The following is a 24897-nucleotide window of genomic DNA, read 5'->3' on the forward strand; positions in this document are numbered from 1 at the left end:
TTCTGTGATAGAATAGGAGTATTGTTTTGAAAAAGGGAGTTTATAAGAATGAATAAACACGTACTGCTTGTTGATGGTATGGCGCTTCTGTTCAGATCGTTCTATGCAACGGCTGTCCATCGCAATTTTATGATAAATGATCATGGCGTCCCGACGAATGGCGTGAATGGTTATTTGAAGCATTTATTAACCGCTGTTCAGACATTTGAGCCAACTCATATTGTGTGTTGCTGGGATATGGGAAGCCAAACATACCGAAATGAATTGTTTCAAGATTATAAAGCAAATCGAGGAGAGGCGCCTGTCGAGCTCATTCCGCAATTCGATTTAGCAAAAGAAGCGACAGAAGAACTAGGAATTGTAAACGTTGGTTTAAAAGGCTTTGAGGCAGATGATTGTATCGGCACGCTGGCGGCAGTCTATCAGAATGAAGCACGTGTGACGGTTCTAACCGGCGACAGAGATTTGCTGCAGATATTGAATGAACGAGTGACTGTTGCTTTGATGCAAAAAGGGATCGGGAACTATAAACATTATACAAAAGCCTTATTTGAAGAGGAAATGGGCATCTCTCCAAAGGCGCTGATCGATATGAAAGCACTTATGGGAGATTCAAGTGACAATTACCCAGGTGTGAAAGGAATCGGAGAAATAACAGCATTAAAATTTATTCAAACATATCAAACCATTGATGGATTATTAGAAAATGTTCATGAACTAACGGCCGCACAGCAAAAGAAAATGCAAGCAGGATTAGAAGATTTGAAGCTCTCCCGTTTATTGGCAGAGATCAAATGTGATGTCCCGCTGAGCTGTCCAATTGATGAGACGAAGATGAATATCAATCAAGAACGGGCTGCTGCCATGCTGCGATACCATCAAATCAAAGGAATTGAACCGATGGTGAATCGATTAAGTAAAATAGAGATCAGCTAAGCCGATCTCTCAGCGTATAGACAAACCCTCGCATTCGTTGTCAGGTCTGCGCTCCGGTGCTCACGAATGTCAAATTCGCTCCGCTCCGGTACTCGCCCTTCCTAGGGCTGCAAAGGTTTTCTATCACGCTGAAAAGAAGACAAAGGACTAAAATAAAAATCATTTTAGCCCTTTGTTAGAGATAAGCTAAGCTGATCTCTAAGGTCATCTTTTTGTATTGCTTTTCTTCGCTCTATTTTCGAGCTGAGATAGTGGCTGCTTATCTTTTGTTTGCGCATCACCTTGAGGGGTTGTCCCATTTGTGACACGACCTTTATTCTCTTTATCCAATCAGTATCACCTCATACATTAGCATAACCGAAAAAAAGCGATTCATCCTTTAGAAAGGTGAATCGCTTTTCTAGCGAGCTGATCAGCTACTTGATTTTCCTTGCTTGGAATCCACTTTATGAAAAATAAATCAAACTGCCGTTGAAGCTCGATCATCTCTTTTATAAAAGGCTGAAAAGCTGGATTTTTAGCAAATCCTGCATTGGCCGCACGGTCAACTACCTGTGAATCTGTTCGAAACGAAACGGAACGCAGTCCTTTTTCTACGCAGATTTTCATCCCTTCAATGAGAGCGGAAAATTCTGCTTCGTGATTGCTCATTGATCCGAGAGGAATCGAGAAAGATTCTGCCTTTCCATCATATTTAATGAAAATGCCGATGCCAGAAGGACCTGGATTACCTGCGCTAGCACCATCAATGTATATTTCAGCTGGCAATTTATTTCACCCTTTCATCAAGCGGAACCATTCTTTTCGCTGCATACGCATATGGTGTCCCAATCGCGGCGACGATAAATTTAATCACATAAGTCGTGATGAAGATTTCGATCCATACATGAAATGGATAGGTGCCAAGAAAGGCAATGGTTGTGAAGATCAGTGTATCAAGCAGCTGGCTGATCATCGTACTTCCAGCGTTGCGCACCCAGAGCGCACCATCGGAAGGAAATATCCGGCGAATAAACGAATATACATAAACATCTAACATTTGACTGATGATATAAGCAGCAAGACTGCCAAGTGCGACCCTTGGCATAAAGCCAAATATCGTTTCGAGCGATGTTTGAGACATGTCAGATGGAGCGGGATGGAAAAGCAAAGCCTCCTGCATGACAACGGTTAGCGTTAAAAGGGTAGCAAAGCCAATCCAGACAGCTTTCCTCGCTTCATTTTGTCCATATTTTTCATTCAATACGTCCGTTGCAAAGAACACACTGCCATATAAAATGTTTCCAAGTGTTGCCGTTAAGCCAAACAATTCAACGGTTTTGACCACTTGTAAATTTGCAGCAACCGTCGCAAAGCCAATCCAGACGAAAAGGCCCATCTTGCCAAATCCTTTATAAAATAGAAGAACAATGATAAAATTAATGATCGCAAATAAGATCCAAATACCTTCATTAAACAAGTGACATGAACTTCCTTTCTCATTGTAAAATGTAACTTTTTGATTATAGCATAACGAACGTTTACCTTAAAAGCACGGGAAGGCGATGTGATCAATGAAATTAAGAGCGCACTATACAATGAAAGTGAAATCGATTGGGTCCATTGCTTTTTTCCAAGAAGATTGGATGGAGCTAAAAGAGGCCTTGCTTTTAGCAAAACATATCGATAAAAAAGAACCACAGTCACTCCTATCATTTGAAGATGAAAAAGGAGCGATGTGGTCTGTTAAAGAACTTGAAAAGCTAAATGAAGAACTAAAGCTTGAACCTGATCAGCTTCAGGTCTATTTTGATGCAAGTTTTCACAAAGAAACAGGCGACTCTGGCCTTGGGGTTGTCGTCTACTATAAGCTCGGAGAAGATGCTTATCGTTTGAGAAAAAATCAGTCCTTTCAAGGAATCACCAATAATGAAGCGGAGTATGCAGCTTTATTTGAGGCAGTAAACGCTTTGAAAGACCTTGGGGCAAGCAGAAATTCTGTCACGATTAGAGGCGATTCATTAGTTGTCATGAATCAATTAAAAGGAGAATGGCCTTGTTATGATGATATACATAACAAATGGCTCGACCGGATTGAAGCGGCTTTAAAGGAGCTGAGGCTTACGCCAACATATGAAGTCATCGATCGTAAACAAAATGCAGAAGCGGATCAGCTTGCAAGGCAGATACTTGCAGACGTCCCAATTGAAAGTAAATTGAAATTAGAAGCAGACGGAGCTGAATAATGTGGATAAAAAAACAGCAGTACAAGAATTGACGGATCTCCAAGACACGTATTGTTCAGATTGCTTGATTAAGAAGCACTTTCGAAAAGAATATGGCAAAAAATACGCCCACTCCTTTTGTATTCAGCAATGCACAGTAGGAGAGAAAATAAAAGAATACGGACAGACGCTGCTTAAAAAGTAAGCGGCTGCCCCGGTTTTCCTTACTCAAACATCCGCTCGTGAAAAAAAACGGATAGAATGTGTTAAAAAAGAACATATTCTGAAAAATGAGCCGATATAACTATAGAAAGTTTTGGTTGAGTTACTTTTTGACTAAGTGACGGATAATAGAGGAAAAGGGGAAGGCCGGCATGAATAATAAGGATTTCGAAACGGTATTACATCGAACATTTCAAGAGGTATACAGCGATCTAGAGCAGCTAGTAGATGTAGCAAAGAAGGGAAGACCTTTTCTCGAAAAAGATATTTCTGAAATTGAACAACGACTGAAGCAAAATATTTTAGCCATTGAAATTCAGCTGAAAATCAAATAAGAGAGGCATATGCCTCTCTTTATTTTGTCGTTTCATCATTGATTTAGTTGATTAGATTTTTGTTACGTTTGCAGCTTGAGGTCCACGATTACCTTCAACGATTTCAAAAGAAACTTCTTGTCCTTCTTCTAAAGACTTGTAGCCGTCACCTTCGATAGCTGTGAAGTGAACGAATACATCGTCTCCGCCTTCAACTTCAATGAAGCCGAAACCTTTTTCATTATTGAACCATTTTACTTTACCGTTTTGCATATTGCTTTTTCCTCCTAGTACTGTAGCACACCTTTTGGGCATACTAAAAAAAATTTTCATCACCTAACGACTTTACAGTTGTTAAATGATGGTTCCACTATACACCATCAAAAGTAACGCGTCAAGCAGGCGAGCCAAATTTTGAGCAGAATGTTTGATTTTTTTGTTTTTTTGGTGAATAACAATGAAAAATAAAACGTTCTTTTCGGAACCTAACGTGCAGCTTGTCCGTAAATAAAAAAAATACAGAAAGAGGTGCAATCATGAATCGTTATACACTTGAAGAATTTGTTCAGAATACGCAGCAAGAAGATAAGGGAGAAGGGGTCTTTGAACTTGAAACATCAAGGCTTCTAGAAATTAATTTGACTGACACCATTTGGGCAAAAACAGGTTCCATGGTTTCCTATCGAGGGAAAATCAAATTTGAACGTGAGGGTGTTTTTGAGCACGGCGTCTCAAAGATGTTCAAAAAAATGCTCTCAGGAGAAGGCACCTCACTAATGAAGGCGACAGGTGATGGGAAATTATATGTGGCAGATCAAGGCAAAAAAATCTCAATTCTCCGTTTGGCCCAAGGGGAATCTATTTTTGTTAATGGAAACGACCTGCTCGCATTTGAACCGTCTGTCCGCTGGGATATCAAATTAATGAAAAAGGTATCAGGCATGCTTGCAGGCGGATTATTTAATGTCAAATTAGAAGGGCCGGGCTTAGTTGCAATCACAAGCCATTATGAGCCGCTGACACTCATTGTTCAGCCTGGTGACTCTGTTTATACAGATCCGAATGCGACTGTTGCGTGGTCAGGGGATCTAAAAACTGAATTTGTGACAGATGTTTCCTTTAAAACTTTTATTGGCAGGGGAAGCGGAGAGTCCATTCAAATGAAGTTTAGCGGAAGCGGCTTTGTTGTCGTTCAGCCGTTTGAAGAAGTATACACAACAAATGGAAATCAAGGGTAAAGAAAAAGGTGTCCGTCATTGACGGACACCTTTTTATGATAATGCGCGAGCATATGTTTTGTTATTCATGATGAGATCTGACTGCTCGACGATATCTTCCAAAATGGTTTGAGAAGATTGTTTTAAGTGCAGTTTTTTCATGTTTTGTTTCATTGTTTCTAATTTTTCTTCGTCCTGAAGCAAGTTGGTCACAGATTCTAAAATGTCTTCATGTCTGTTAATGACGATGGCAGCGCCATAATCCTCAAAGAAAAGAGCATTTTCTTTTTCTTGGCCAGGGACAGGCTTGTAAAGAATGACCGGGACACCGATTGCAGTTGCTTCTGTTAAAGTAATGCCGCCTGGTTTTGTAATCATACAATCTGTTACTCTGAACAATTCATCAATTTGTTCCACATATCCAAGCGCCTTCAATTGATCTGGGTGTGCCTGCTCAAGAACGCTAAGCGATTGTTTCAGTGCGGCGTTCTTTCCGCATACAACAACAATTTGTACTTCACTGTCGAGAAGCAGCGCCTCACATAATTCCTTCACATTTTTTAGTACACCGTGAGCACCGGCCATGATAAGAAGTACTTTTTTGTCTGATGATAATCCATATTTTTTATAGATCATCGATTTTGGCACGTCTGCTTCAAACTGTGGTCTAATAGGAATACCTGTCACTTTGACATCGCTTGGATGTGTGCCGATTTCCACTAATTTTTGTTTCACATAATCGGTTGCAACATAGTATCGATCGATGTTTTCATGTACCCAAATCTTATGGAGACAAAAATCGGTCATGACATTAAAAGTTGGAATCACTTTCCCTGTTTTGTTTCGATATTCTGGTACAACAATCATCGGGAATGTAATAATGATGATATCTGGATTGTGTAACTGAATTAATTCATCGAGACGCTTATTTCCCATCTTTAAATAAATGTTAAATTTGCGTTTATTGTAAATTTTATCAACACCGTAATAAAACAAGCGATAAAATTGTTTCCCAATGGAAAAGCTCTTCAAGTATAAATATTGAGTCACTTCTGACACAATGGGATTCGATTCTTGATACAAATTAGAAACTACAACATGTTCAAATCCTTGGGATTTGCATTCATCATACAGTGTTTTTGCTACCTGCATATGTCCATTTCCATAATTTGCGGTCAAGATTAATATTTTTTTATTGGTATTCAAGAATATTCACCTCAAATGTAATCAACAACAACAAAACTTCGTACGAAACTATTAATCTCATAGGTCTACATATACATAAAGATAACATATAAACAGTTAGAGCATATCATTCGTTACGAAAGAATTAAACTAATTTTAAAAAACAAACAGATTCAATTGATAATGGAAGACAGAGCCATTTGTATTTTAACACATTTTGCCGATTTATCGTCAGGCCACAGTCTATTTTATTCCCAAACGTATGGTGTTTCTTGATAAACATAATAATTAAGCCAATTCATAAACAATAAGGTTGCATGGGCTTTCCAACGATTTACTGGGATTAATGTGTCACCATCTTCTATAAAATAGTGGACAGGTTTTTGGACTGTATCATGTTTCAACAAATCTCTTTCATATTCCTGCATCAATGTATCTGTATCATACTCAGGATGTCCAGTTAAAAATACTTGTTTATCATCATCTGAAACAATTAAACAAACACCTGCTTCTTCAGACATACTCAAGACTTTCAAATTCGGCGTGTTTTTTAATTGTTCTGTATTAATATCTGTATGCCTAGAATGTGGGACATAGTATACTTCATCAAAACCTCTGACTAATCTTTCTTTTTTCTCTTTCACAATATGCTCAAATACACCAAATTTCTTCTCGGGAAGCTTGATCTTTTCAATCCCGTAATGGTGATATAAACCTGCCTGTGCACCCCAGCAAATATGAAGGGTAGACGTCACATTGGTTTTACTCCAGTCCAAAATGTCCTGCAGCTCTTTCCAATAAGAAACTTCTTCAAAAGGTAAGTGCTCAATTGGTGCGCCAGTGATGATCATTCCATCAAATTTTTTATGGCGAATCGATTCAAAGGTCGTATAAAATTCATCTAGATGCTCTCTCGACGTATTCTTCGGTGTATGTGTACTTGGAATCAAAAACGTAAAGTACACTTGTAAAGGAGAATTTCCGAGCATTCTCAGCAGCTGCGTTTCAGTTTGTATTTTTTTTGGCATTAAATTTAAGATCACGATATTCAAAGGACGGATATCTTGCTTGAATGCCCTTGTCTCATCCATGACGAAAATATTTTCGCTCTCTAGTATTTGTTTTGCCGGCAGATGAACTGGTATGTTAATAGGCAACTCGCCACCCCCTGAACCAAAGCTAATTTCACTTCATTATAGGAACTTTCTGGCGATATTTCAATGTTTCAATTATGTTACAATGAAAAATAGAGCAAAAAAGAATGCTGTTTCTGTAAAAAAAGGAGGCCGTTTTGTTATGATCACAAAGCATTTATCAGATATTGACATTGCCCAAAAGGCTAAGCTAAGACCAATTCAAGACATCGCAGCAAAGCTGCAACTACATGACGAAGAATTAGAATGCTATGGTTTCACAAAAGCGAAAATATCTTTGACTATTTTTGACCGTTTAAAGGAACAAAAAGAAGGACACGTGATTCTTGTCACTTCCATCAACCCAACGCCAGCAGGTGAGGGGAAATCCACGGTAACAGTCGGCCTTGGTCAAGCCTTCGAAAAAATTGGCAAAAAAGCGATCATTGCGATGCGTGAGCCATCATTAGGTCCTACAATGGGGATTAAAGGCGGGGCAGCGGGCGGAGGATATTCACAGGTGCTGCCAATGGAAGAAATCAATCTTCATTTCACAGGAGATTTTCATGCCATTACATCTGCACATAACGCCTTATCTGCTTTTATTGATAACCATATCCATCACGGAAATGAACTCGGCATCGACATGCGCCGCATTGTATGGAAGCGGGTGCTTGATTTAAACGATCGTGCATTAAGACAAGTCGTTGTCGGACTTGGCGGTCAGTTAAATGGGTATCCTAGAGAAGACGGATTTGACATTACAGTTGCTTCTGAAATGATGGCGATCCTCTGTTTAGCAGAAGACTTAACTGACTTAAAAAAACGTCTTTCTTCTATTGTTGTTGCCTATAATCAAGAAGGCGAGCCAGTCACAGTGGGAGCACTTGGATATGAAGGTGTCTTGACGTTACTTTTAAAAGACGCACTCAAGCCGAACCTTGTTCAAACGATTGAAGGAACCCCAGCCCTTGTCCATGGCGGTCCTTTTGCCAATATTGCACATGGATGCAATAGTTTAATTGCAACCAAAATGGCAGCAAAGTTAGCTGATTATGTCGTAACAGAAGCTGGATTTGGAGCAGATCTTGGAGCAGAAAAGTTCCTTCACATTAAAACAAGAGCTGGTGATTTCAAACCTGGTGCAGTTGTCATTGTGGCGACAGTGAGAGCATTAAAGATGCATGGCGGAATGAAGAAAACCGAACTCAAAGAAGAGAATGCACACGCCGTATTAGAAGGTATACATAATTTAGAAAAGCATATTGAAACCGTTCAAGCTTTTGGTCTTCCATATATTGTCGCGGTAAACCGTTTTATTACGGATACAAAAGAAGAGATTCAAGCGATAGAAGATTGGTGCGGCAAACATGGCCATCCAGTTAAAGCCGTGAATGTATGGGAAGAAGGAGGCGAAGGCGGGACAGCTCTTGCAGAGGAACTAGCGGAACTCATTGAAAAGAAAAAGAACAACTTTACCTATTTGTATGAAGAGAACGATTCCATCGAAGAAAAGTTATCTAAAGTGGCCAAAGTGGTTTACGGGGCAGATGGGGTCACGCTCACATCCAAAGCAAGAAAGCAGCTGGCTGCCATTGAGGAAAACGGCTGGGCTCATTTGCCGGTATGTATGGCAAAAACACAATATTCTCTTTCAGATGATCCAGCTTTAATCGGCAGACCTAAAGGCTTTACCATTACGATTCGCGAGTTAAAGCCATCTGTAGGAGCAGGATTTATTGTGGCCTTAACCGGAAGCATTTTGACAATGCCTGGATTACCTAAAAAACCTGCGGCTCTCGAAATGGATTTATTAGAAGACGGCAGTGTGACAGGACTCTTTTAAACGGAAGCATAAAAAGCGATTTTCTAAAAGAAGCATGTTACGATAGGAAAAAGTGAATCCTAGGAGGCTATGAGATGTCAATTTATGATATTCAGGTCAAGACCATTAACGGTCAGGAAAAATCGATGGCAGATTACAAAGGAAAAGTGCTCATTATTGTAAACACAGCAAGCAAATGTGGACTGACTCCTCAATTTAAACAATTACAAGAACTATATGATCAATATCATGAAAAGGGCCTTGAAATTTTAGGATTTCCGTGTAACCAATTTATGAACCAAGAGCCAGAAGGAGAAGAAGCCATTCAAGAATTCTGTTCTTTGAATTATGGAGTGACCTTCCCTATGTTTGCGAAAATAGATGTTAATGGCGAAGAGGCGCACCCGCTATTCAAGCATTTAACAAGTGAAGCGAAAGGTGTGCTTGGGACAAAAACAGTGAAATGGAATTTCACAAAATTTATCGTGGACCAAAACGGAGAAGTCACTGAACGGTTCTCCCCGAAAACGCCACCAAAAGAATTAGAAAGCTCAATCATCGCTCTGTTGGACAAATAAGATGCTGACAGTCATGCAGCGAAAACAATTGGAGGCAGCTGCCTCCTTTGTTTCAGACAGGCTGAAGGATGAACCAACTGGACACGATGCGGCTCATGTTGCTCGTGTGCGCGAGCTTGCCGTCCGTATTGCACATCAGGAAGGCGGCTCTTTATTTATCATCGAAATGGCGGCAATTGTACATGATGTCATTGATGAAAAGCTGTCAAGTGAATGGAAGATCACTACGGAGCAGCTTGAGTACCAGCTCCTTTTGTGGGAATTGGACACGCGGGATATCCGCTATATCATGGACATCATTACAACGATGTCTTTTCGTCACCGACATAAGCAGTTTAGGCCGATGACGTTAGAAGGGGCTATTGTTCAAGATGCGGATAGGCTGGATGCGATAGGAGCAAGCGGTATCGCTAGAGTGTTTACGTATGCTGGCGCAACAGGTGAGCCCCATTATACAAAGGACACGCAGCAGGGCTCTGTGCTAAAGCATATGGAAGAAAAACTGCTCAAATTAAAAGACTTGATGAACACTCGTGCAGGGAAGCAGCTTGCTGATGAGCGGCATGAATTGATGAGTTTATTTATCAAGAAATGGAAAGAAGAATGCGGCCTTACAGATGAGTAGGGTCTTTATGTGTGTAAGGAGGATATATCAATGAAAATAACAGCCATAGAACCGACGCCAAGTCCGAATACCATGAAGGTTATTTTGACAGAAGCACTTGCCGGCGGTAAAAGCAACAACTACAAAAAGGATCAAAAAGACGAAGCCCCAGAAATGATCAAACGTATTTTAAGCATTGAAGGTGTAAAAGGGGTTTATCATGTCGCAGATTTCTTAGCAGTCGAGCGAAATGCAAAGTTTGACTGGCAGGGTATTTTACAGCAGGTCAGAGAAGCCTTTGGACAAGAAACAGAAGGCCTTCAGGAAGGATCGCAGTCAGGCGATGACACATTTGGTGAAGTGAAAGTGTTTGTCCAAATGTTTAATGGGATTCCGATGCAGGTCAAACTGTCAGACGGTGAAAGAGAAGAGCGGTTTGGCATGCCTGAACGTTTTCAAGCAGCCATTTTAAAGCTTAGAAGCAGCTCAGACAATGTCGTGTTTGAACGTGTGTGGAAAGAACACGGCGTTCGTTTTGGGGAATTTGCTGATATCGGTCAGGAAGTCACAGAGGAGCTGCAAGCAGCCTATGATGATGAGCGTTTAGCCCGATTAACAGAGGCAGTTAAAGAAGGGCAGGAAGCTGTAGATAGACAGGTGAACCGAAAAGCATATGATGTAACAGAAGACATGCTGCAAGAGGAAGATTGGAAAAAACGTTTTGCCCATTTAGAGCAAATGCAGCCAGAGCAAAAGGATATACCTGTTTTAATGAAAGCAATGGAGGATCCAAAAACGTCTATTCGCAGACAAGCCGTTGTGAATGCTGGCATGATTGAAGATCCTGCCATTCTGCCTATTCTATATAAGGGGCTCGAGGACAAAACAGTGACGGTCCGCAGAACGGCTGGCGACTGTATTTCTGACCTTGGTGACCCTAGCGCTATAGAAGCCATGATCGCAGCATTAAAGGACCCGAGTAAGCTCGTCCGCTGGCGTGCAGCGATGTTCCTTTATGAAGAAGGGGACGAAACGGCACTTGAAGCATTAAAAGAAGCAGAGCAAGACCCTGAGTTTGAAGTCAGTCTTCAAGTCAAAATGGCGATTGAGCGCATTGAGCATGGAGAAGAAGCGAAAGGCTCTGTGTGGAAGCAAATGACAGAAAGTAGAAAGAATGCATCAGAATGATGAGAAAAATGAACAAGCTGCCAATGACAAGCAGCTTGTATTTCTAAAAAAGATAGACAGAAAAATTTTTTTAGAAAAATTATTTTGAATATTGTTGAAATATGCGAAAAAACTCTATATAGTAGTACCAATATAGAATATTGGAGGTCAGATTTTATGACACGAACCTTGCTGAGCGCTTGCTTCAGCAGCCATGTTAGTCATCAGTCATTCATAGGTGGCTAAATAAACAGAAAATTTGTAAAATAAAATCAACTCAAAATCATGCAGTCAACAAGACTTGTAGTATAGGAGGCTTTTTAAACAGATGGCAGAACTACGCAGTAATATGATTAAACAAGGAATCGACAGAGCACCTCACCGAAGCTTACTAAGAGCAGCGGGGGTAAAGGATGAGGATTTCGGCAAGCCATTTATTGCCGTATGTAATTCCTATATTGATATTGTCCCAGGACATGTCCATCTTCAGGAATTCGGGAAGATTGTGAAAGAAGCCATTCGTGAAGCTGGCGGCGTTCCATTTGAATTCAATACGATTGGCGTCGATGATGGAATTGCCATGGGTCATATCGGGATGAGATATTCATTGCCAAGCCGTGAAATCATTGCTGACTCTGTAGAAACCGTTGTATCTGCTCATTGGTTTGATGGAATGGTTTGTATTCCTAACTGCGATAAAATCACACCAGGAATGATGATGGCAGCGATGCGCGTGAATATCCCGACTGTTTTTGTGAGCGGCGGACCGATGGAAGCGGGTAGAACAAGTGATGGCAGAAAAATTTCTCTTTCTTCTGTATTTGAAGGCGTTGGTGCATACCAGTCAGGTAAAATCAATGAAGAGGAATTAAATGAATTAGAGCAGTTTGGCTGTCCAACCTGCGGATCTTGTTCAGGTATGTTTACAGCTAACTCAATGAACTGTTTGGCAGAAGCACTCGGGATTGCTCTTCCTGGAAATGGAACAATTTTGGCGACATCACCAGAGCGAAGAGAATTTGCGAAAAAGTCTGCAAAACAACTCATGGAGCTCATCAAAAAAGATATTAAACCACGTGATATTGTCACTGAAAAAGCAATTGATAATGCATTTGCATTAGATATGGCACTTGGTGGTTCAACCAATACCGTTCTTCACACATTGGCGATTGCGAATGAAGCAGGTGTTGAATATTCACTTGAACGCATCAATGAAGTAGCCGAACGTGTGCCTCATTTATCGAAACTTGCTCCAGCTTCAGATGTTTATATTGAGGATTTACATGAAGCAGGCGGCGTTACAGCCGCACTAAATGAATTGTCTAAAAAAGAAGGAGCTCTTCATTTAGATACAATGACCGTCACTGCGAAAACGCTTGGCGAGAACATTGCGGGACATGAGGTAAAAGATTATAACGTCATTTATCCAATTGATAAGCCATTTACTGAAAAAGGCGGCTTAGCCGTTTTATTTGGAAACCTTGCGCCAGATGGAGCCATCATTAAAACGGGCGGGGTACAAGACGGGATCACACGCCATGAGGGACCTGCGATCGTATTTGAATCCCAAGAAGAAGCCCTTGAAGGCATCATTAATAGAAAAGTAGAAGCAGGACATGTTGTCATCATTCGCTACGAAGGACCTAAAGGCGGACCTGGCATGCCTGAAATGCTTGCACCTACTTCACAAATCGTCGGTATGGGACTTGGACCAAAGGTTGCTTTAATTACAGACGGACGTTTTTCCGGCGCTTCTCGCGGATTGTCTATTGGACACGTCTCACCAGAGGCAGCTGAGGGCGGCCCGCTTGCCTTTGTTGAAAATGGTGACCATGTCGTTGTCGATATCGAGCAGCGCATTTTAAGCGTAGATGTTCCAGAGGAAGAATGGGAAAGAAGAAAAGCAAACTGGAAAGGCTTTGAGCCAAAAGTAAAAACAGGTTATCTTGCTAGATATTCAAAACTTGTGACATCAGCCAATACAGGCGGAATCATGAAAATTTAATCTGATATCGAACATTTGAAAATTGGCTCTCTCTATAGTATCCTTTATTCACAACATAAGGATTATAGAGGGGGCTTTTTTATGTCAATGGCATATGAAGAATACATGCGCCAGCTCGTTGTACCGATGCGTCAAGAGCTGACAAGTGCAGGATTTCAAGAACTAACAACGGAAGAAGAAGTAGAACAAACGATGCAAGAAAGAGAAGGAACGACATTTGTGGTTGTCAATTCTGTATGCGGGTGCGCTGCCGGCTTAGCACGCCCAGCTGCTACACAAGCTGTGATGAAGGCAGAAAAAACGCCAGATCGAATTGTAACAGTTTTTGCTGGCCAGGACAGGGAAGCAACGGCAAAAATGAGAGAATACTTCACAGGCGAAGAGCCATCGTCTCCATCTATGGCACTTTTAAAAGGAAATGAACTTGTTCATTTTATTCCGCGTGACGAAATTGAAGGTCATGAAATGGAAGACATCATGAACAACGTCTTATCTGCATTTGAAAAACATTGCTAATACACATGTTGAAATGTCCTGTGATCAAATCAGGGCATTTTTTCTTGATCATGATGGAGGAACCGCATGCTTATCACAACAAGCTTTAGAGCAAATGAACAAACGATTGAAACAGCAAAAGCCCTTGCAGAGGATTTACATGGCGAGTATGTAGAGAGGCGCAAACAATCTGTCAAGCAGCTTGCGATAAAACGAGGAGACGTCCTTGTCGTGGGGAAAGAAAGATTCGAATGGTATCAGCCAAATGGTGAAAAGTTTTTCTTTCATCCAAGCTCAGCAATGTTCAGGGTGAAGCGGCTCATGCGCGGAGAAAAGGATCCTTTAATCGAAGCCACGCAGCTTCAGCCTGGCGATTCCTTTTTAGATTGTACGCTTGGCTTAGGATCAGATGCCATTACAGCAAGCATGCGAGTAGGTACGAATGGAAGGGTCGTTGGTATCGAAAAGAATCCCATGACAGCATTGCTAGTGCGAGAAGGACTAAACACATGGGAGACAGGGATAAGAGAAGTAGATGAAGCGATGAAACGGATATCTGTTGTAAGTGGAGACAGTATCGAGCAGCTAAAGAAACTCTCTGATGGTTCATTTGATGTCGTCTATTTTGATCCGATGTTTGAGGAGACAATTCAAGAATCTGCAAGTATCGCCCCGCTACGTCATGCAGCAGAGCACCACTTTGACCACGAAATAGCCGTCCAAGAAGCGCTGAGAGTGGCGAGAAAAAGGGTAGTTTTAAAAGATCATTGGAAAAGCACCCGATTTCTAGCAGACTCCTATCAATTTCACGTTTTAAAACGAAAAACAGCTCAATTTCATTATGGATATATTGAGAAAGAAAAAAGCCCTCACTAATAGACAATGCTTTGAATTCCTTGTCAATCATCTAAAAAAGCCCTTATTTAGGGCTTTTAATCTGTAATCTCCATATAGACAAAATAAAATAACGTCAACAAGGAAGCCGTAATGAAAAACCCTTCAAGCATACCCATTCCTCCCAAATTTTAGTCGCCTTTGCTACCATTGTAAACGTTTTATTATGAAAAAGAAAGTCTCAAATCGGTGGCCAAATTGAATGACTGAAAATTCATTATATGCTAGAATAGCAGTATGATAACTTATGGAAGGAATTAGATATCATGAAGATGTGGATGAGAAAAACGCTTGTTGCGCTCTTTACGATTGCAACTTTTGGTTTAGTCTCTCCTCCGTCGGCTTTGATGACAGACAAGCCCTCTGAACTTTCTTCATCTGATAAAACGCCTTATACAGCTGTTTATGATAAATCAGATGAAATGCGCAGCTGGGAACTAACGCAACAGGAAAGCAAAGAGCAGACAGATCCCTTTGAGCAATATAAGCAAGAGGTGCTATCAAATGCAGAAAATCAATCCTTTCTCAAATTTGGTCGTAAAATCACACCTGTCATTGAGGACGAGTACAGAGAAGAGATTCAGCCGAAGATTGAACAAGTGTTAACCGACTATTTAACAAATTTCAAAGATGACGAAAAATTTCAAGATGTTGTTTTAACTGATCAGCCTTCAAGCGGAAATGGCGAAAAAATCTTCCACATTTACAACCGCAAGACCGGAGAAGATTTGCTCCGTTTCCATGTCAGAAGAGATCAGCCGCCTCACAGCGGATATTGGTTTAACTTTCATTACCATACAGCAGAAGATGGATTCCAGACGCATCATGAACTCGGTAATATTTACTGGGATAAAAACACCCCGCCGAGCTGGATGAGCCACTAGAAGGAGATGTCATGCCAATTGAAAAAATATACAATGAACGAAATGGTGCAGATTACAAAACAAATGTTAAACGATCGCGGAGTGAAAATTGAAGATATCGCACACATTGTGCTGAAGCTCCAAGAAAAATATCATCCAAACCTTCCACTTAGTGTCTGTATTGAAAATGTTGAAAAAGTGCTGAATAAAAGGGAAATTGTCCATGCAGTTTTAACAGGACTTGCCCTTGATCAGCTGGCAGAACAAAAGCTTTTGCCAGAGCCTTTACAGCACTTAGTTGAAACAGATGAGCCGCTATATGGAATTGATGAGATTATTCCGCTTTCCATTGTCAATGTATATGGATCAATCGGTTTGACCAACTTCGGTTATTTAGATAAAGAGAAATTTGGTATTATTCGTGAATTAGATGAGGGCCGTCCAGGTGAAGTGCATACTTTCCTTGATGACCTAGTCGCTGCACTTGCCGCAGCAGCTGCAAGCCGCATTGCTCACTCACACCAAGATATTAAAGATGAAGAGCAGGAACGAGTGAATCAAGTATAAAAAGAAAAACATGTCTGCTCATCATGCAGGCATGTTTTTTTGGTTTCAACAAAAGCAGAAATAAGGTAAACTACAACAAGAACATAAATAAAGGATGAAAAAAATGAAACAATACAAAGAGTTATGCCGTCATGTATTACAGCACGGGGATGAAAAAGGTGACAGAACGGGTACAGGTACAATCAGCACGTTCGGTTACCAGATGAGATTTGATTTACAGGAAGGATTTCCTCTTTTAACAACAAAGAAATTACACCTGAAATCAATCATTCATGAGTTGCTTTGGTTTTTAAAAGGTGATACAAATGTCAAATATCTTCAAGAAAATGGTGTCCGGATTTGGAACGAATGGGCAGATGAAAATGGAGAGCTTGGCCGTGTGTACGGTGCACAGTGGAGATCATGGGCGAGTGGAGACGGCGAGACCGTGGATCAGATCACAAAGCTGATCCATGATATTGAGCACAACCCGAATTCAAGAAGACTGATTGTCAGTGCTTGGAATCCGGGGGAAATTGATCAAATGGCGCTGCCTCCTTGTCATTGTCTGTTTCAATTTTACGTATCAAACGGGAAGCTTTCCTGCCAGCTATATCAAAGATCGGCAGATATCTTTTTAGGCGTGCCATTTAATATCGCTTCATATGCTCTCCTAACGATGATGATTGCTAAAGTCACAAATCTTGAGCCAGGCGAGTTTATTCATACACTTGGAGATGCTCATATTTACCAAAATCATCTTCCACAGGTGAAAATGCAGCTAGAGCGCGAGGAACGCACGCTTCCTAAGCTTCGCATCACAAGGGATGTAAAGAGCATTTTTGATTTTACGTTTGATGATTTTGTGCTTGAGAACTATGATCCACATCCGCATATTAAAGGAGAAGTCAGTGTATGATTTCCATGATTGTGGCGACAGGAGAAGACAGAGTCATTGGTCAAGATAATCAAATGCCTTGGCATTTACCAGCAGATTTAGCGTATTTTAAAAAAGTCACAGGCGGTCATACGATTGTCATGGGCAGAAAAACCTTTGAATCCATTGGACGAGCGCTGCCTAATCGCCGAAACATTGTGCTGACCACAAGTTCTTCTTTTAAAGCAGAAGGATGCGAGGTTGTTCATTCAATTGCTGACGTTTTGGCAATTGCGGAAAGCGAGACAGAGCTATTTATTATTGGCGGGTCTAAGCTGTATGAAGAAATGATGCCATATGCGGATCGTCTCTATATCACGCACATTCACCATGCGTTTGAAGGAGACCGCTATTTCCCGTATTACAATGAAGACGAATGGACGATTGTATCACGCGAAAAAGGCCATCGTGACGAAAAGAACCCCTACAATTATGAATTTGTCGTCTATGACAAAAAAGGATAAGTGAGTAGGAGGAGTACGGTTGTTTCGTTATTGGTTTTTAACGATTTATGTTGTTGTATCCTTTTTAAAAAGTATGAGGCATTTGTACGATCATGAATTAACGGATCCACGCATTTCCTATACGAAACGAATGCATCTCATTCATGAGCATGCAAAAAGGTTTGCCCGGGGATGTATTGACCAATCAGGATCAGTCATGACCATTCATCAGCAAAAGAAACTGCCAGATGGGCCGGTTATTTATGTCACAAAAGAGCTGAATCCAGTCACGACGACATTATTGATCGGCCACCTTGAGCAGCCATTTGCTTTCATGGCAAAGCCGAAGCTCTTTCGGTGTCCGATTTTAAAACAATGGCTGAAAAAAATGGCGGTCATTCACCAGAATCAAACGGATGAGGTTTTATTAGAAGAAGCAAAGGAAAGAATCATGTCTGGGCAGAGTCTACTGCTTTCAGAAGAGTATCGTCATGTTGCAGAGGCGCTTGCTGAAGAATTCGATTGCCCGCTTGTACCGATTGAAACGAGCGGAACGGATCGTCTTTTAACGGGGAAGTTTGTGAAAAGAATGCGTCCTGTTAATGTCGATATTCATATTAAAGCTCCTGTCATGATCAGTGATTACGCACAAAAGCGCGCATAGAAAAAACCAGCATCCGAATAGTGGATGCTGGTTTTTTTATGCAGCAGGAATGTTTACGCAATAGAATAAAATACAGAAGAACATCGATGCACTGCCGCCGAGAACAAAGCTGTGCCAAATCGCATGATGATAGGGGATTTTCCGCCAAATATAAAAGATGGTTCCGACTGAATATAATATACCGCCTAACAGTAAGAGTCCAAATCCTGCACCTGTTAATTGGATATAAAGCGGTTTGATGGCAATGATAATCATCCAGCCCATTAATAAATAGACGAGGGTAGATACGATAATAAAGCGTTTGACGAAAAAGATTTTAAAGACAATCCCACCAGCAGCAAGCGCCCATACAATCGCAAGGAGCGTATAGCCGAGTGCACCTTTTAGTGGTCCAAGTAAAAAGGGTGTATATGTACCAGCAATCAATACATAAATAGCCGAGTGGTCGAGGATTTCAAAAATATCTTTTGTTTTTTTGTGCCGAATGCTATGAAGCAAGGTTGAACTTAAATAGAGCAGCAGCATGGATGCGCCAAATATCGAAAAGCTGATAATTTCTGTGACTGTGCCGTATTGAACAGCGAATAAGACGAGAAACACAATGGCTGGGATGGATAAAATAACACCAATGCCATGTGTAATGGCGTTTGCAATTTCTTCTTTTACAGTAAACAATGGATGTCCTCCTTTTATTGAACCGGTATATAACCATCAAGCGACTTCAGGAATGAAAGACCTTCAAGTGTAATCTTTGTTCCGGCTCTGCCTTTTCCTTTTGTCACGTATGCTTTTTTCTCAAGATCATCTAAGCGGTTTCTCACCTGCTGAGGGGTGAGCGGAATGTCTCCTTGCTTGCTTAGTTCAGACAAGATGCGTCTACTGGCTGCTTCTCCTTTTTCATTGAGAGATTTAATGGCTTCCAGCAAGAAAACAAACTCTTGTTTTTCCATTAGTGTAAGCTGGTGTTCTTCCTTTTTACCTTTCACGGCTGATGGAAGAGGTGCTAACACAAAGGGAGGTAAATGATGTAAAAATACCGTTTGGCCCTCGAGTATGGATGCAGCGTAATGAACGATATTTTTGAGCTCTTGCACATTTCCTTCAAATGGATACTGCTGCAAGGCTTCCCAAACACTTGGATCAATGTCAGGAGCCATGTTCAGCTCTTGAAAGAAAGCATTTGTTAACACAGGAATGTCTGTTTTTCGTTCAGCTAAAGCCGGAAGGGCCAAATGAAGAACATTCAGACGATAAAACAACTCGGGTAAAAAGGTAGAAGAAACCCTGAGTGCCTCTATTGATAAAGACGAAGAAGCGATTACTTTTGTTGCAGGTGACGTTTCTAGAAAGTGAATGACCTGGTGCTGCATAGAAATACTTAATGCACCGATTTCATCTAAATAAAGAATTTGATTGTTTTTTTCTGTGAAGGCTTTTTGTAAGGTTTCTTCATTCAAGATGGGGCAATACATGTGTGTCAGTGATGCGTTCGCCATTTCTTGGGCGAATAGCGTTTTGCCTGTGCCGATGTCTCCTGTTATTAAGACAGGCTGCTCGTTTCCTGAGAATTGTTTTGCCAGATGAATTGCATGCTTGATGTCTTGATGATCTCCATATATAGACGTGATCGATTGTGTGGCCATGAGGTGGTTCCTTTCTTTGTGGTTCTAATTGGTTCAATTGTAACACCCAATTAAAACAAATGTACAGGAAAACGAAAAAGTTTATAAAATTTATGATGGATCCGTGATCTATTGGTTTATTTTTTGAATATTCATGTTATAATGACAAATTAAATAAGGTTAAAGAGAAAGGATCTTGTACATGAAACCGTTGCTCAAAGAAAATACGCTAATTCAAGTGAAAGACATCTTAAAAGCCCATCAAAATTTGAAGGATGTAGTCATTCATACACCACTTCAAAAAAATGAGCGACTTTCTGAACGATATGAATGTAATGTCTACTTAAAAAGAGAGGATCTTCAAGTAGTTCGTTCCTTTAAATTAAGAGGCGCTTTTAATAAAATGAGCCAACTTCCAAAAGATAAACTAGAAAATGGCATTGTCTGTGCAAGTGCTGGAAATCACGCGCAGGGTGTTGCCTATTCTTGTAAATATTTAGGCATCCACGGGAAAATCTTTATGCCTGCTACGACGCCAAGGCAAAAAGTATCCCAAGTGGAGCTGTTCGGAAAAGAATATGTTGAAATTATTTTAACCGGAGATACGTTTGATGATTCATATCATGAAGCCGTAAAATGCGGAGATGAAGAAAAGCGCGAATTTATCCATCCGTTTGATGATTTGGATGTGATGGCAGGACAAGGAACGACTGCTGTCGAAATATTAAATGATATCGAAGTGGAGCCTCACTTTTTATTTGCAAGTGTCGGAGGTGGAGGTCTGTTATCTGGTGTTGGTACATATATCAAAAATATCTCACCAGAAACCGAAATCATTGCAGTCGAACCGCTTGGCGCAGCTTCACTGCATGCGTCACATGAGAAGGGCGAGGTTGTGACACTTGATTCGATTGATAAGTTTGTAGACGGAGCAGCGGTTCAGCGGATTGGCGAAAAGACGTTTACATCGCTTCAGTCTGTTGTCGATAAAATCAGTCTAGTACCAGAAGGGAAAGTATGTACAACAATTTTGGAGCTGTATAATCAATGTGCGATTGTAGCAGAACCGGCAGGCGCATTGCCGATCGCAGCATTAGATGCCCATCGCGAGGAGATTAAAGGCAAAAATGTTGTCTGTATTGTCAGTGGAGGAAATAATGACATCGGCAGAATGCAGGAAATCAAAGAACGCTCAATGATCTATGAAGGGCTTCAACATTACTTCATTGTCAATTTCCCGCAAAGAGCAGGAGCACTTCGAGAATTCTTAGATGAAGTGTTAGGACCAAATGACGATATCTCACGCTTTGAATATACGAAAAAGAATAACCGAAGCAAAGGCCCTGCGCTTGTCGGCATCGAATTGAAAGAAAGAGATGACTATGCCGCGCTGATTGAGCGGATGGATAAAAAAGGCTTCCACTATGTTGAAGTAAATAAAGATCAAGATTTATTCCACCTATTTATTTAGGCTTAACAGATAATTGGAAAAGAGGATTGATCGTTTGTGCTGCTCAAAACAATATGTTTTAGACGGATGGATGGAGCTCAGATCAAGGTAACAGAAGTCCCTGTTCTAAAGGGAGATGAGACGTATCGTTTTATGCTCACCTTTAGACTTGAAGCTTTCTTGAAAAAAGTCTATGTATCTAAAGGAAAGAGAGCTGTGTACTCTTTCAGAGAGGATGTGAAACGTAACGTCAAGTGGAGCACATATGAACAGATCTATCAGGAGCCTACACTGAAACACAATGCGTAAGCAGGAATCTTTGTCAAAAGGGGTAAGCAGCCATTTTGAAACGGCTGCTGCTCAGTTTGGCAAGGATTTTTTTCGTGACTAGAAGAAATTGTGACAATTTCAAAAACGTTAGGTCAGTTGTTTTCAAGTGTGCAGGAAATAAGGTAATATCATAAGTAAAGACTAAGACAGCAAGGATGAGACGATAGTGAAACAAATTAAAATTGTAACAGATTCAACTGTGGACCTTCCGCAAGACAAAATCAATGATCTTTCCATTCACGTGATTCCGCTCAATATCTCCATTTCTGGAGTTGATTATATTGACCGAGTGAATATACAGCCAGATGAATTTATTGAAAAAATGGAGGCCGCTGAGGAACTGCCGAAAACGTCTCAACCTGCGATCGGTCAATTCGTCGAATTATATGAAAAGCTGACGGCAGATGGAAGTGAAGTGATCAGTATCCATTTAACTGGCGGGATGAGTGGTACTGTTCAAACTGCTGAAAGCGCTTCGAAAATGGTAGATGGAAACATCACGGTGATTGATTCGAATTTTATTTCCTATGGATTAGGATTTCAAGTCATCAAAGCAGCAGAACTAGCCAAAAAGGGTGCAAGCCGTGAAGACATTATCACAGAATTAGATAAAATCCGTCTTCAAACAAAGCTATATGTCACAATCGATACATTAGAAAATCTCGTCAAAGGCGGCAGAATTGGAAGAGGAAAGGCGCTGATCGGCTCACTTCTTCACATCAAACCAATTGCCAGCTTAACAGACGGGGTATATACGCCAGAAGCGAATGTGAGAAGCTATTCTGCGCTTGTCCGGCATCTGACAAAACAGTATGTACAGGCGGTGAAGGGGAAAACAGTTCAAGCCATTGGGATTGCACATGCAGATGCATTAGAACTCGCTGAAAAGCTAAAACAAGCGCTGCTTGATCACACACCTGAAGCATTGATTGACATTGCCTACACAACACCGATTATTTCGTGTCATACCGGAAAGGGCGCAATAGGCTTTACTTTTTATACCGATTGATGGAAAAAGGGGATGGGCATATCATGGATAGAAAAAGGGGAGCCTTGCTTGGTGCGCTTATGATGATAAGCGTGCTTCTTTTAGTCTCATGTTCAAATGGACAAATCAAGGATGCGTTAAATTATCAAATAGAGCCGTTTGAGTTTGAAAACCAAGATAGTCAAAAGGTGTCATTGGATGATTTGAAGGGGAAAGTATGGGTAGCAGATTTTATTTTCACAAGCTGTGAAACGATCTGTCCGCCGATGACCGCTCATATGACAGAGCTGCAAAAACGGTTAAAAGAAGAAAAATTGGATGCGCATATCATTTCCTTTAGTGTGGACCCAGAGGTCGATTCACCGAAAAAGCTAAAAGAATTTGCAAAAGCCTATCCATTGTCCTTTAAAAATTGGGATTTTCTCACGGGATATTCACAGTCAGAAATCGAAAAATTCGCAATGAAAAGCTTTAAGACCATTGTCAAAAAACCTGAAGATGAAGACCAAGTGATTCATCAGTCCCTGTTTTTCCTTGTTAATCAAGAAGGGAAAGTGATGAAAAATTATGATGGCGTGCAAAACACACCTTATGATGACATCATCAAGGACATCAAAACGCTGAACCGAAGCTAGCATAAGGATGTTCAAATGGGCGAAAACATGATACACTTTTTTAATCAGAAAAAGGAGGGACATCATCGTTTGAAGGCTCGTTTGATTTTGATTGTGATGTCTCTAGCTTTTGTTCTTTCTGCATGTTCCGCGCAAGAGGCTGGCATAAAGGATAAACTAGAAGACACACAAAACGTAAAAGAACATATTACCATCGCAGCGGTTGGAGATTCCTTAACAGAAGGAATCGGAGATCAAGATAAAAAAGGCTATGCAGGCATGACCCGTGACAAGATAGAAGCGGTGGACGGCGTGCAATCTGTCACATTAAAAAACTATGCCATTAAAGGCAGTAGAACAGTAGATTTGTTAAAAAGATTAAAAGAAAAAAAGGTGCAGGACGGACTGAAAGACGCTGATTATATTTTCTTTACAATCGGCGGGAATGATCTCATGCATGTTGTCCGTCAAAATGTGCTTAATTTGACGTTTGCTCCTTTTAAAAAAGAGCAGGGTCCTTTTGAGGAGCGCTTTAAAACCATTCTTGCTCAACTGAGAGAACAGAATGACCATGCGAAAATCATGTATGTCAGCATGTACAATCCTTTTAAGTTCAGTTTGTCTGAGCTGCGAGATATTGATGAAGTCGTCAAAGACTGGAATGCCGCTGCCAAAAAGGAACTCAAAAAAGACGGCAATGCGGATATGATTAATGTAGCAGATTTATTTGAAGAAGGTTCTGATGAAAAATTACTGGCAGATGATGATTTCCACCCAAACCAAAAGGGGTACTCTCTTATGGCAAATCGTTTATTCTCCGAAGTGAAAAAAGAAGGACTGCCGAAGGAATAGGGTGAAATAGATGAAAAAATGGAAAAGCTTATTTTTTATTTTACTTGCAATCAATCTATTGATTGTGATTGCCTGCGGTATTTTAATGCTGCTACCAGGCGGTCAATCCGCTTCAACCAAAGAAGTGAAAAGCGAATATGCTTTTAATATATCCAGCTCAAAAGAATCGCTCACCAGCTTTGTGAATGATTATTTGAAAAATCAAGGATCAAATGATATGCCAGACTTTCATGTAGCGATCGATCAAGATGTGAAAGTAACAGGCGCAATTAAAGCTTTCTCTTCGACGATTGATGCAAACGTCTCATTTACGCCAACTGTTGAAGATAATGGTGATGTGCTTTTGAAAGTGGATGACTTTTCAATTGGACAATTGAGCATTCCGATTAGTTTTGTTTTAAGCTACATGGGTCAGTTCTATGAGTTGCCAGAATTCGTTCATGTTAAACCGGATCAAAAAACGGTTGAAGTGCGCCTTTCAGAAATGCCGTTGACGAATGATATGTATGTCAAAGCGAACAAAATTGATCTACAGAACGATGAAATTGAATTCTCATATTATCATCCAAAGCAATAGAACGTGTGAGTCAGGAGTGAAATCATGAAGCGAGTCTATCAATATTTTAGTTTACTGTCGTTTTTATTTGCTGCGTACTTTGGCATAACAGCTGCCAATGCTTTAAAAGCAGAAAATATCGATCAGTTTTACTTAAATATTGCCTACTGTGCATTATTTCTAGGCACGATGATTCTTGCTTTTGATTTTCAAAAGCAAGAAAAAGCTGAAGATGTCTCTTAAAGAGCCTTTT

32 protein-coding genes are annotated in these 24897 nt (G+C 40.6%); 24 read left to right on the forward strand and 8 right to left on the reverse strand.

The annotated features are described in order from the left end of the window. The first annotated feature begins 48 nt into the window (after positions 1–48). Entirely contained in the window at positions 49–936 is an 888-nt protein-coding gene (locus tag C9414_RS08765) for a 5'-3' exonuclease (protein ID WP_107163442.1), read from the forward strand. 204 nt (positions 937–1140) lie between these two features. On the opposite strand, the gene C9414_RS08770 is transcribed toward C9414_RS08765, so the two are convergent. The 3 genes from C9414_RS08770 to C9414_RS08780 are packed head-to-tail and all read right to left on the reverse strand — an operon-like array spanning position 1141 to position 2395. Continuing rightward, the gene (locus C9414_RS08770) at positions 1141–1266 is read right to left on the reverse strand and encodes a hypothetical protein (RefSeq protein WP_003215584.1); all 126 of its coding nucleotides are present in this window, start codon (positions 1264–1266) and stop codon (positions 1141–1143) included. A 42-nt stretch (positions 1267–1308) separates the two neighbouring features. After that, positions 1309–1704 carry a reverse transcriptase-like protein gene (locus tag C9414_RS08775; protein ID WP_039179411.1) on the reverse strand — a complete coding sequence of 132 codons (396 nt, stop codon included), beginning with the start codon at positions 1702–1704 and terminating at the stop codon, positions 1309–1311. 1 nt (position 1705) lies between these two features. After that, positions 1706–2395: a queuosine precursor transporter gene (locus tag C9414_RS08780; protein ID WP_047203254.1), complete on the reverse strand. Its 690-nt coding sequence runs from the start codon at positions 2393–2395 to the stop codon at positions 1706–1708. Positions 2396–2489: 94 nt separating this feature from the next. On the opposite strand from C9414_RS08780, the gene C9414_RS08785 reads away from it, so the two are divergent. From C9414_RS08785 to C9414_RS08795, 3 genes are all read left to right on the forward strand, one after another. Further along, on the forward strand, positions 2490–3161 hold the full coding sequence (locus C9414_RS08785) for a ribonuclease H family protein (RefSeq protein WP_107163443.1): 672 nt from the start codon (positions 2490–2492) through the stop codon (positions 3159–3161). A gap of 1 nt (position 3162) precedes the next feature. After that, entirely contained in the window at positions 3163–3345 is a 183-nt protein-coding gene (locus C9414_RS08790; RefSeq protein ID WP_024422748.1) for a zinc-finger domain-containing protein, read from the forward strand. A 169-nt stretch (positions 3346–3514) separates the two neighbouring features. Beyond that, complete coding sequence (locus C9414_RS08795) at positions 3515–3697, forward strand: hypothetical protein (protein ID WP_039179402.1); 183 nt, start codon at positions 3515–3517, stop codon at positions 3695–3697. Positions 3698–3748: 51 nt separating this feature from the next. Here C9414_RS08795 and cspD read toward each other — a convergent pair whose 3' ends face one another. Further along, positions 3749–3949 (reverse strand): cold-shock protein CspD, encoded by a 201-nt coding sequence (gene cspD / locus C9414_RS08800; RefSeq protein ID WP_003215784.1) that lies wholly within the window; start codon positions 3947–3949, stop codon positions 3749–3751. 263 nt (positions 3950–4212) lie between these two features. Here cspD and C9414_RS08805 point away from each other — a divergent pair, with 263 nt between their 5' ends. Beyond that, positions 4213–4914: an AIM24 family protein gene (locus C9414_RS08805; protein ID WP_041085797.1), complete on the forward strand. Its 702-nt coding sequence runs from the start codon at positions 4213–4215 to the stop codon at positions 4912–4914. 33 nt (positions 4915–4947) lie between these two features. Here C9414_RS08805 and C9414_RS08810 read toward each other — a convergent pair whose 3' ends face one another. After that, positions 4948–6099 carry a diglucosyl diacylglycerol synthase gene (locus C9414_RS08810; protein ID WP_024422744.1) on the reverse strand — a complete coding sequence of 384 codons (1152 nt, stop codon included), beginning with the start codon at positions 6097–6099 and terminating at the stop codon, positions 4948–4950. A gap of 227 nt (positions 6100–6326) precedes the next feature. Next, the gene (gene metA / locus C9414_RS08815) at positions 6327–7235 is read right to left on the reverse strand and encodes a homoserine O-acetyltransferase MetA (protein ID WP_024428133.1); all 909 of its coding nucleotides are present in this window, start codon (positions 7233–7235) and stop codon (positions 6327–6329) included. Positions 7236–7374: 139 nt separating this feature from the next. On the opposite strand from metA, the gene C9414_RS08820 reads away from it, so the two are divergent. The 12 genes from C9414_RS08820 (at position 7375) to C9414_RS08875 (ending at position 18232) form a co-directional block, all read left to right on the forward strand. Next, on the forward strand, positions 7375–9057 hold the full coding sequence (locus C9414_RS08820; RefSeq protein WP_107163444.1) for a formate--tetrahydrofolate ligase: 1683 nt from the start codon (positions 7375–7377) through the stop codon (positions 9055–9057). Positions 9058–9131: 74 nt separating this feature from the next. Beyond that, positions 9132–9614, forward strand: coding sequence for a glutathione peroxidase (locus tag C9414_RS08825; RefSeq protein ID WP_047203257.1), 483 nt, complete (start codon positions 9132–9134; stop codon positions 9612–9614). 1 nt (position 9615) lies between these two features. Further along, entirely contained in the window at positions 9616–10239 is a 624-nt protein-coding gene (locus C9414_RS08830) for an HD domain-containing protein (RefSeq protein WP_107163445.1), read from the forward strand. Between the two features lie 30 nt (positions 10240–10269). Next, complete coding sequence (locus C9414_RS08835; RefSeq protein ID WP_047203259.1) at positions 10270–11406, forward strand: conserved virulence factor C family protein; 1137 nt, start codon at positions 10270–10272, stop codon at positions 11404–11406. A gap of 307 nt (positions 11407–11713) precedes the next feature. Next, entirely contained in the window at positions 11714–13390 is a 1677-nt protein-coding gene (ilvD, locus tag C9414_RS08840) for a dihydroxy-acid dehydratase (protein ID WP_024422739.1), read from the forward strand. Positions 13391–13471: 81 nt separating this feature from the next. Beyond that, positions 13472–13906 carry a BrxA/BrxB family bacilliredoxin gene (locus C9414_RS08845; protein ID WP_039179382.1) on the forward strand — a complete coding sequence of 145 codons (435 nt, stop codon included), beginning with the start codon at positions 13472–13474 and terminating at the stop codon, positions 13904–13906. Positions 13907–13972: 66 nt separating this feature from the next. Further along, positions 13973–14761, forward strand: coding sequence for a class I SAM-dependent methyltransferase (locus C9414_RS08850; protein WP_107163446.1), 789 nt, complete (start codon positions 13973–13975; stop codon positions 14759–14761). A gap of 284 nt (positions 14762–15045) precedes the next feature. Continuing rightward, on the forward strand, positions 15046–15663 hold the full coding sequence (locus C9414_RS08855; RefSeq protein WP_047203261.1) for a YpjP family protein: 618 nt from the start codon (positions 15046–15048) through the stop codon (positions 15661–15663). A gap of 18 nt (positions 15664–15681) precedes the next feature. After that, positions 15682–16209: a phosphatidylglycerophosphatase A family protein gene (locus C9414_RS08860; RefSeq protein WP_047203262.1), complete on the forward strand. Its 528-nt coding sequence runs from the start codon at positions 15682–15684 to the stop codon at positions 16207–16209. A gap of 103 nt (positions 16210–16312) precedes the next feature. Then, the gene (locus tag C9414_RS08865; protein ID WP_041085780.1) at positions 16313–17107 is read left to right on the forward strand and encodes a thymidylate synthase; all 795 of its coding nucleotides are present in this window, start codon (positions 16313–16315) and stop codon (positions 17105–17107) included. Further along, positions 17104–17589 carry a type 3 dihydrofolate reductase gene (gene folA, locus C9414_RS08870; protein ID WP_047203264.1) on the forward strand — a complete coding sequence of 162 codons (486 nt, stop codon included), beginning with the start codon at positions 17104–17106 and terminating at the stop codon, positions 17587–17589. The genes C9414_RS08865 and folA overlap by 4 nt, the downstream gene beginning before the upstream one ends. A gap of 19 nt (positions 17590–17608) precedes the next feature. After that, positions 17609–18232: a lysophospholipid acyltransferase family protein gene (locus C9414_RS08875; RefSeq protein ID WP_107163447.1), complete on the forward strand. Its 624-nt coding sequence runs from the start codon at positions 17609–17611 to the stop codon at positions 18230–18232. Positions 18233–18268: 36 nt separating this feature from the next. Here C9414_RS08875 and trhA read toward each other — a convergent pair whose 3' ends face one another. Continuing rightward, positions 18269–18907, reverse strand: coding sequence for a PAQR family membrane homeostasis protein TrhA (gene trhA, locus C9414_RS08880; RefSeq protein ID WP_107163448.1), 639 nt, complete (start codon positions 18905–18907; stop codon positions 18269–18271). Positions 18908–18921: 14 nt separating this feature from the next. Then, the gene (locus C9414_RS08885; protein WP_107163449.1) at positions 18922–19875 is read right to left on the reverse strand and encodes an AAA-type ATPase lid domain-containing protein; all 954 of its coding nucleotides are present in this window, start codon (positions 19873–19875) and stop codon (positions 18922–18924) included. A 181-nt stretch (positions 19876–20056) separates the two neighbouring features. On the opposite strand from C9414_RS08885, the gene ilvA reads away from it, so the two are divergent. The 7 genes from ilvA to ypmT all read left to right on the forward strand — a co-directional run bounded on the left by ilvA (position 20057) and on the right by ypmT (position 24887). Beyond that, positions 20057–21325, forward strand: coding sequence for a threonine ammonia-lyase IlvA (gene ilvA / locus C9414_RS08890; protein WP_025093104.1), 1269 nt, complete (start codon positions 20057–20059; stop codon positions 21323–21325). A gap of 36 nt (positions 21326–21361) precedes the next feature. Next, positions 21362–21613, forward strand: a complete 252-nt coding sequence (locus C9414_RS08895; protein WP_024422728.1) for a YpmP family protein — start codon at positions 21362–21364, stop codon at positions 21611–21613. 187 nt (positions 21614–21800) lie between these two features. Beyond that, positions 21801–22643 carry a DegV family protein gene (locus C9414_RS08900; protein WP_047203268.1) on the forward strand — a complete coding sequence of 281 codons (843 nt, stop codon included), beginning with the start codon at positions 21801–21803 and terminating at the stop codon, positions 22641–22643. Between the two features lie 23 nt (positions 22644–22666). Further along, complete coding sequence (locus tag C9414_RS08905; RefSeq protein ID WP_047203269.1) at positions 22667–23257, forward strand: SCO family protein; 591 nt, start codon at positions 22667–22669, stop codon at positions 23255–23257. A 69-nt stretch (positions 23258–23326) separates the two neighbouring features. Next, on the forward strand, positions 23327–24088 hold the full coding sequence (locus C9414_RS08910; RefSeq protein WP_047203371.1) for an SGNH/GDSL hydrolase family protein: 762 nt from the start codon (positions 23327–23329) through the stop codon (positions 24086–24088). A 10-nt stretch (positions 24089–24098) separates the two neighbouring features. Next, a complete protein-coding gene (locus tag C9414_RS08915; RefSeq protein ID WP_041085768.1) occupies positions 24099–24665 on the forward strand; it encodes a YpmS family protein in 567 nt (188 codons plus the stop codon). Between the two features lie 24 nt (positions 24666–24689). Continuing rightward, positions 24690–24887 (forward strand): protein YpmT, encoded by a 198-nt coding sequence (ypmT, locus tag C9414_RS08920; protein ID WP_024422723.1) that lies wholly within the window; start codon positions 24690–24692, stop codon positions 24885–24887. Positions 24888–24897: the final 10 nt, after the last annotated feature.

The sequence above is a fragment of the Bacillus sp. Nf3 genome (genome assembly GCF_003028545.1).
In the GTDB taxonomy this organism is placed as follows: domain Bacteria; phylum Bacillota; class Bacilli; order Bacillales; family Bacillaceae; genus Bacillus; species Bacillus safensis.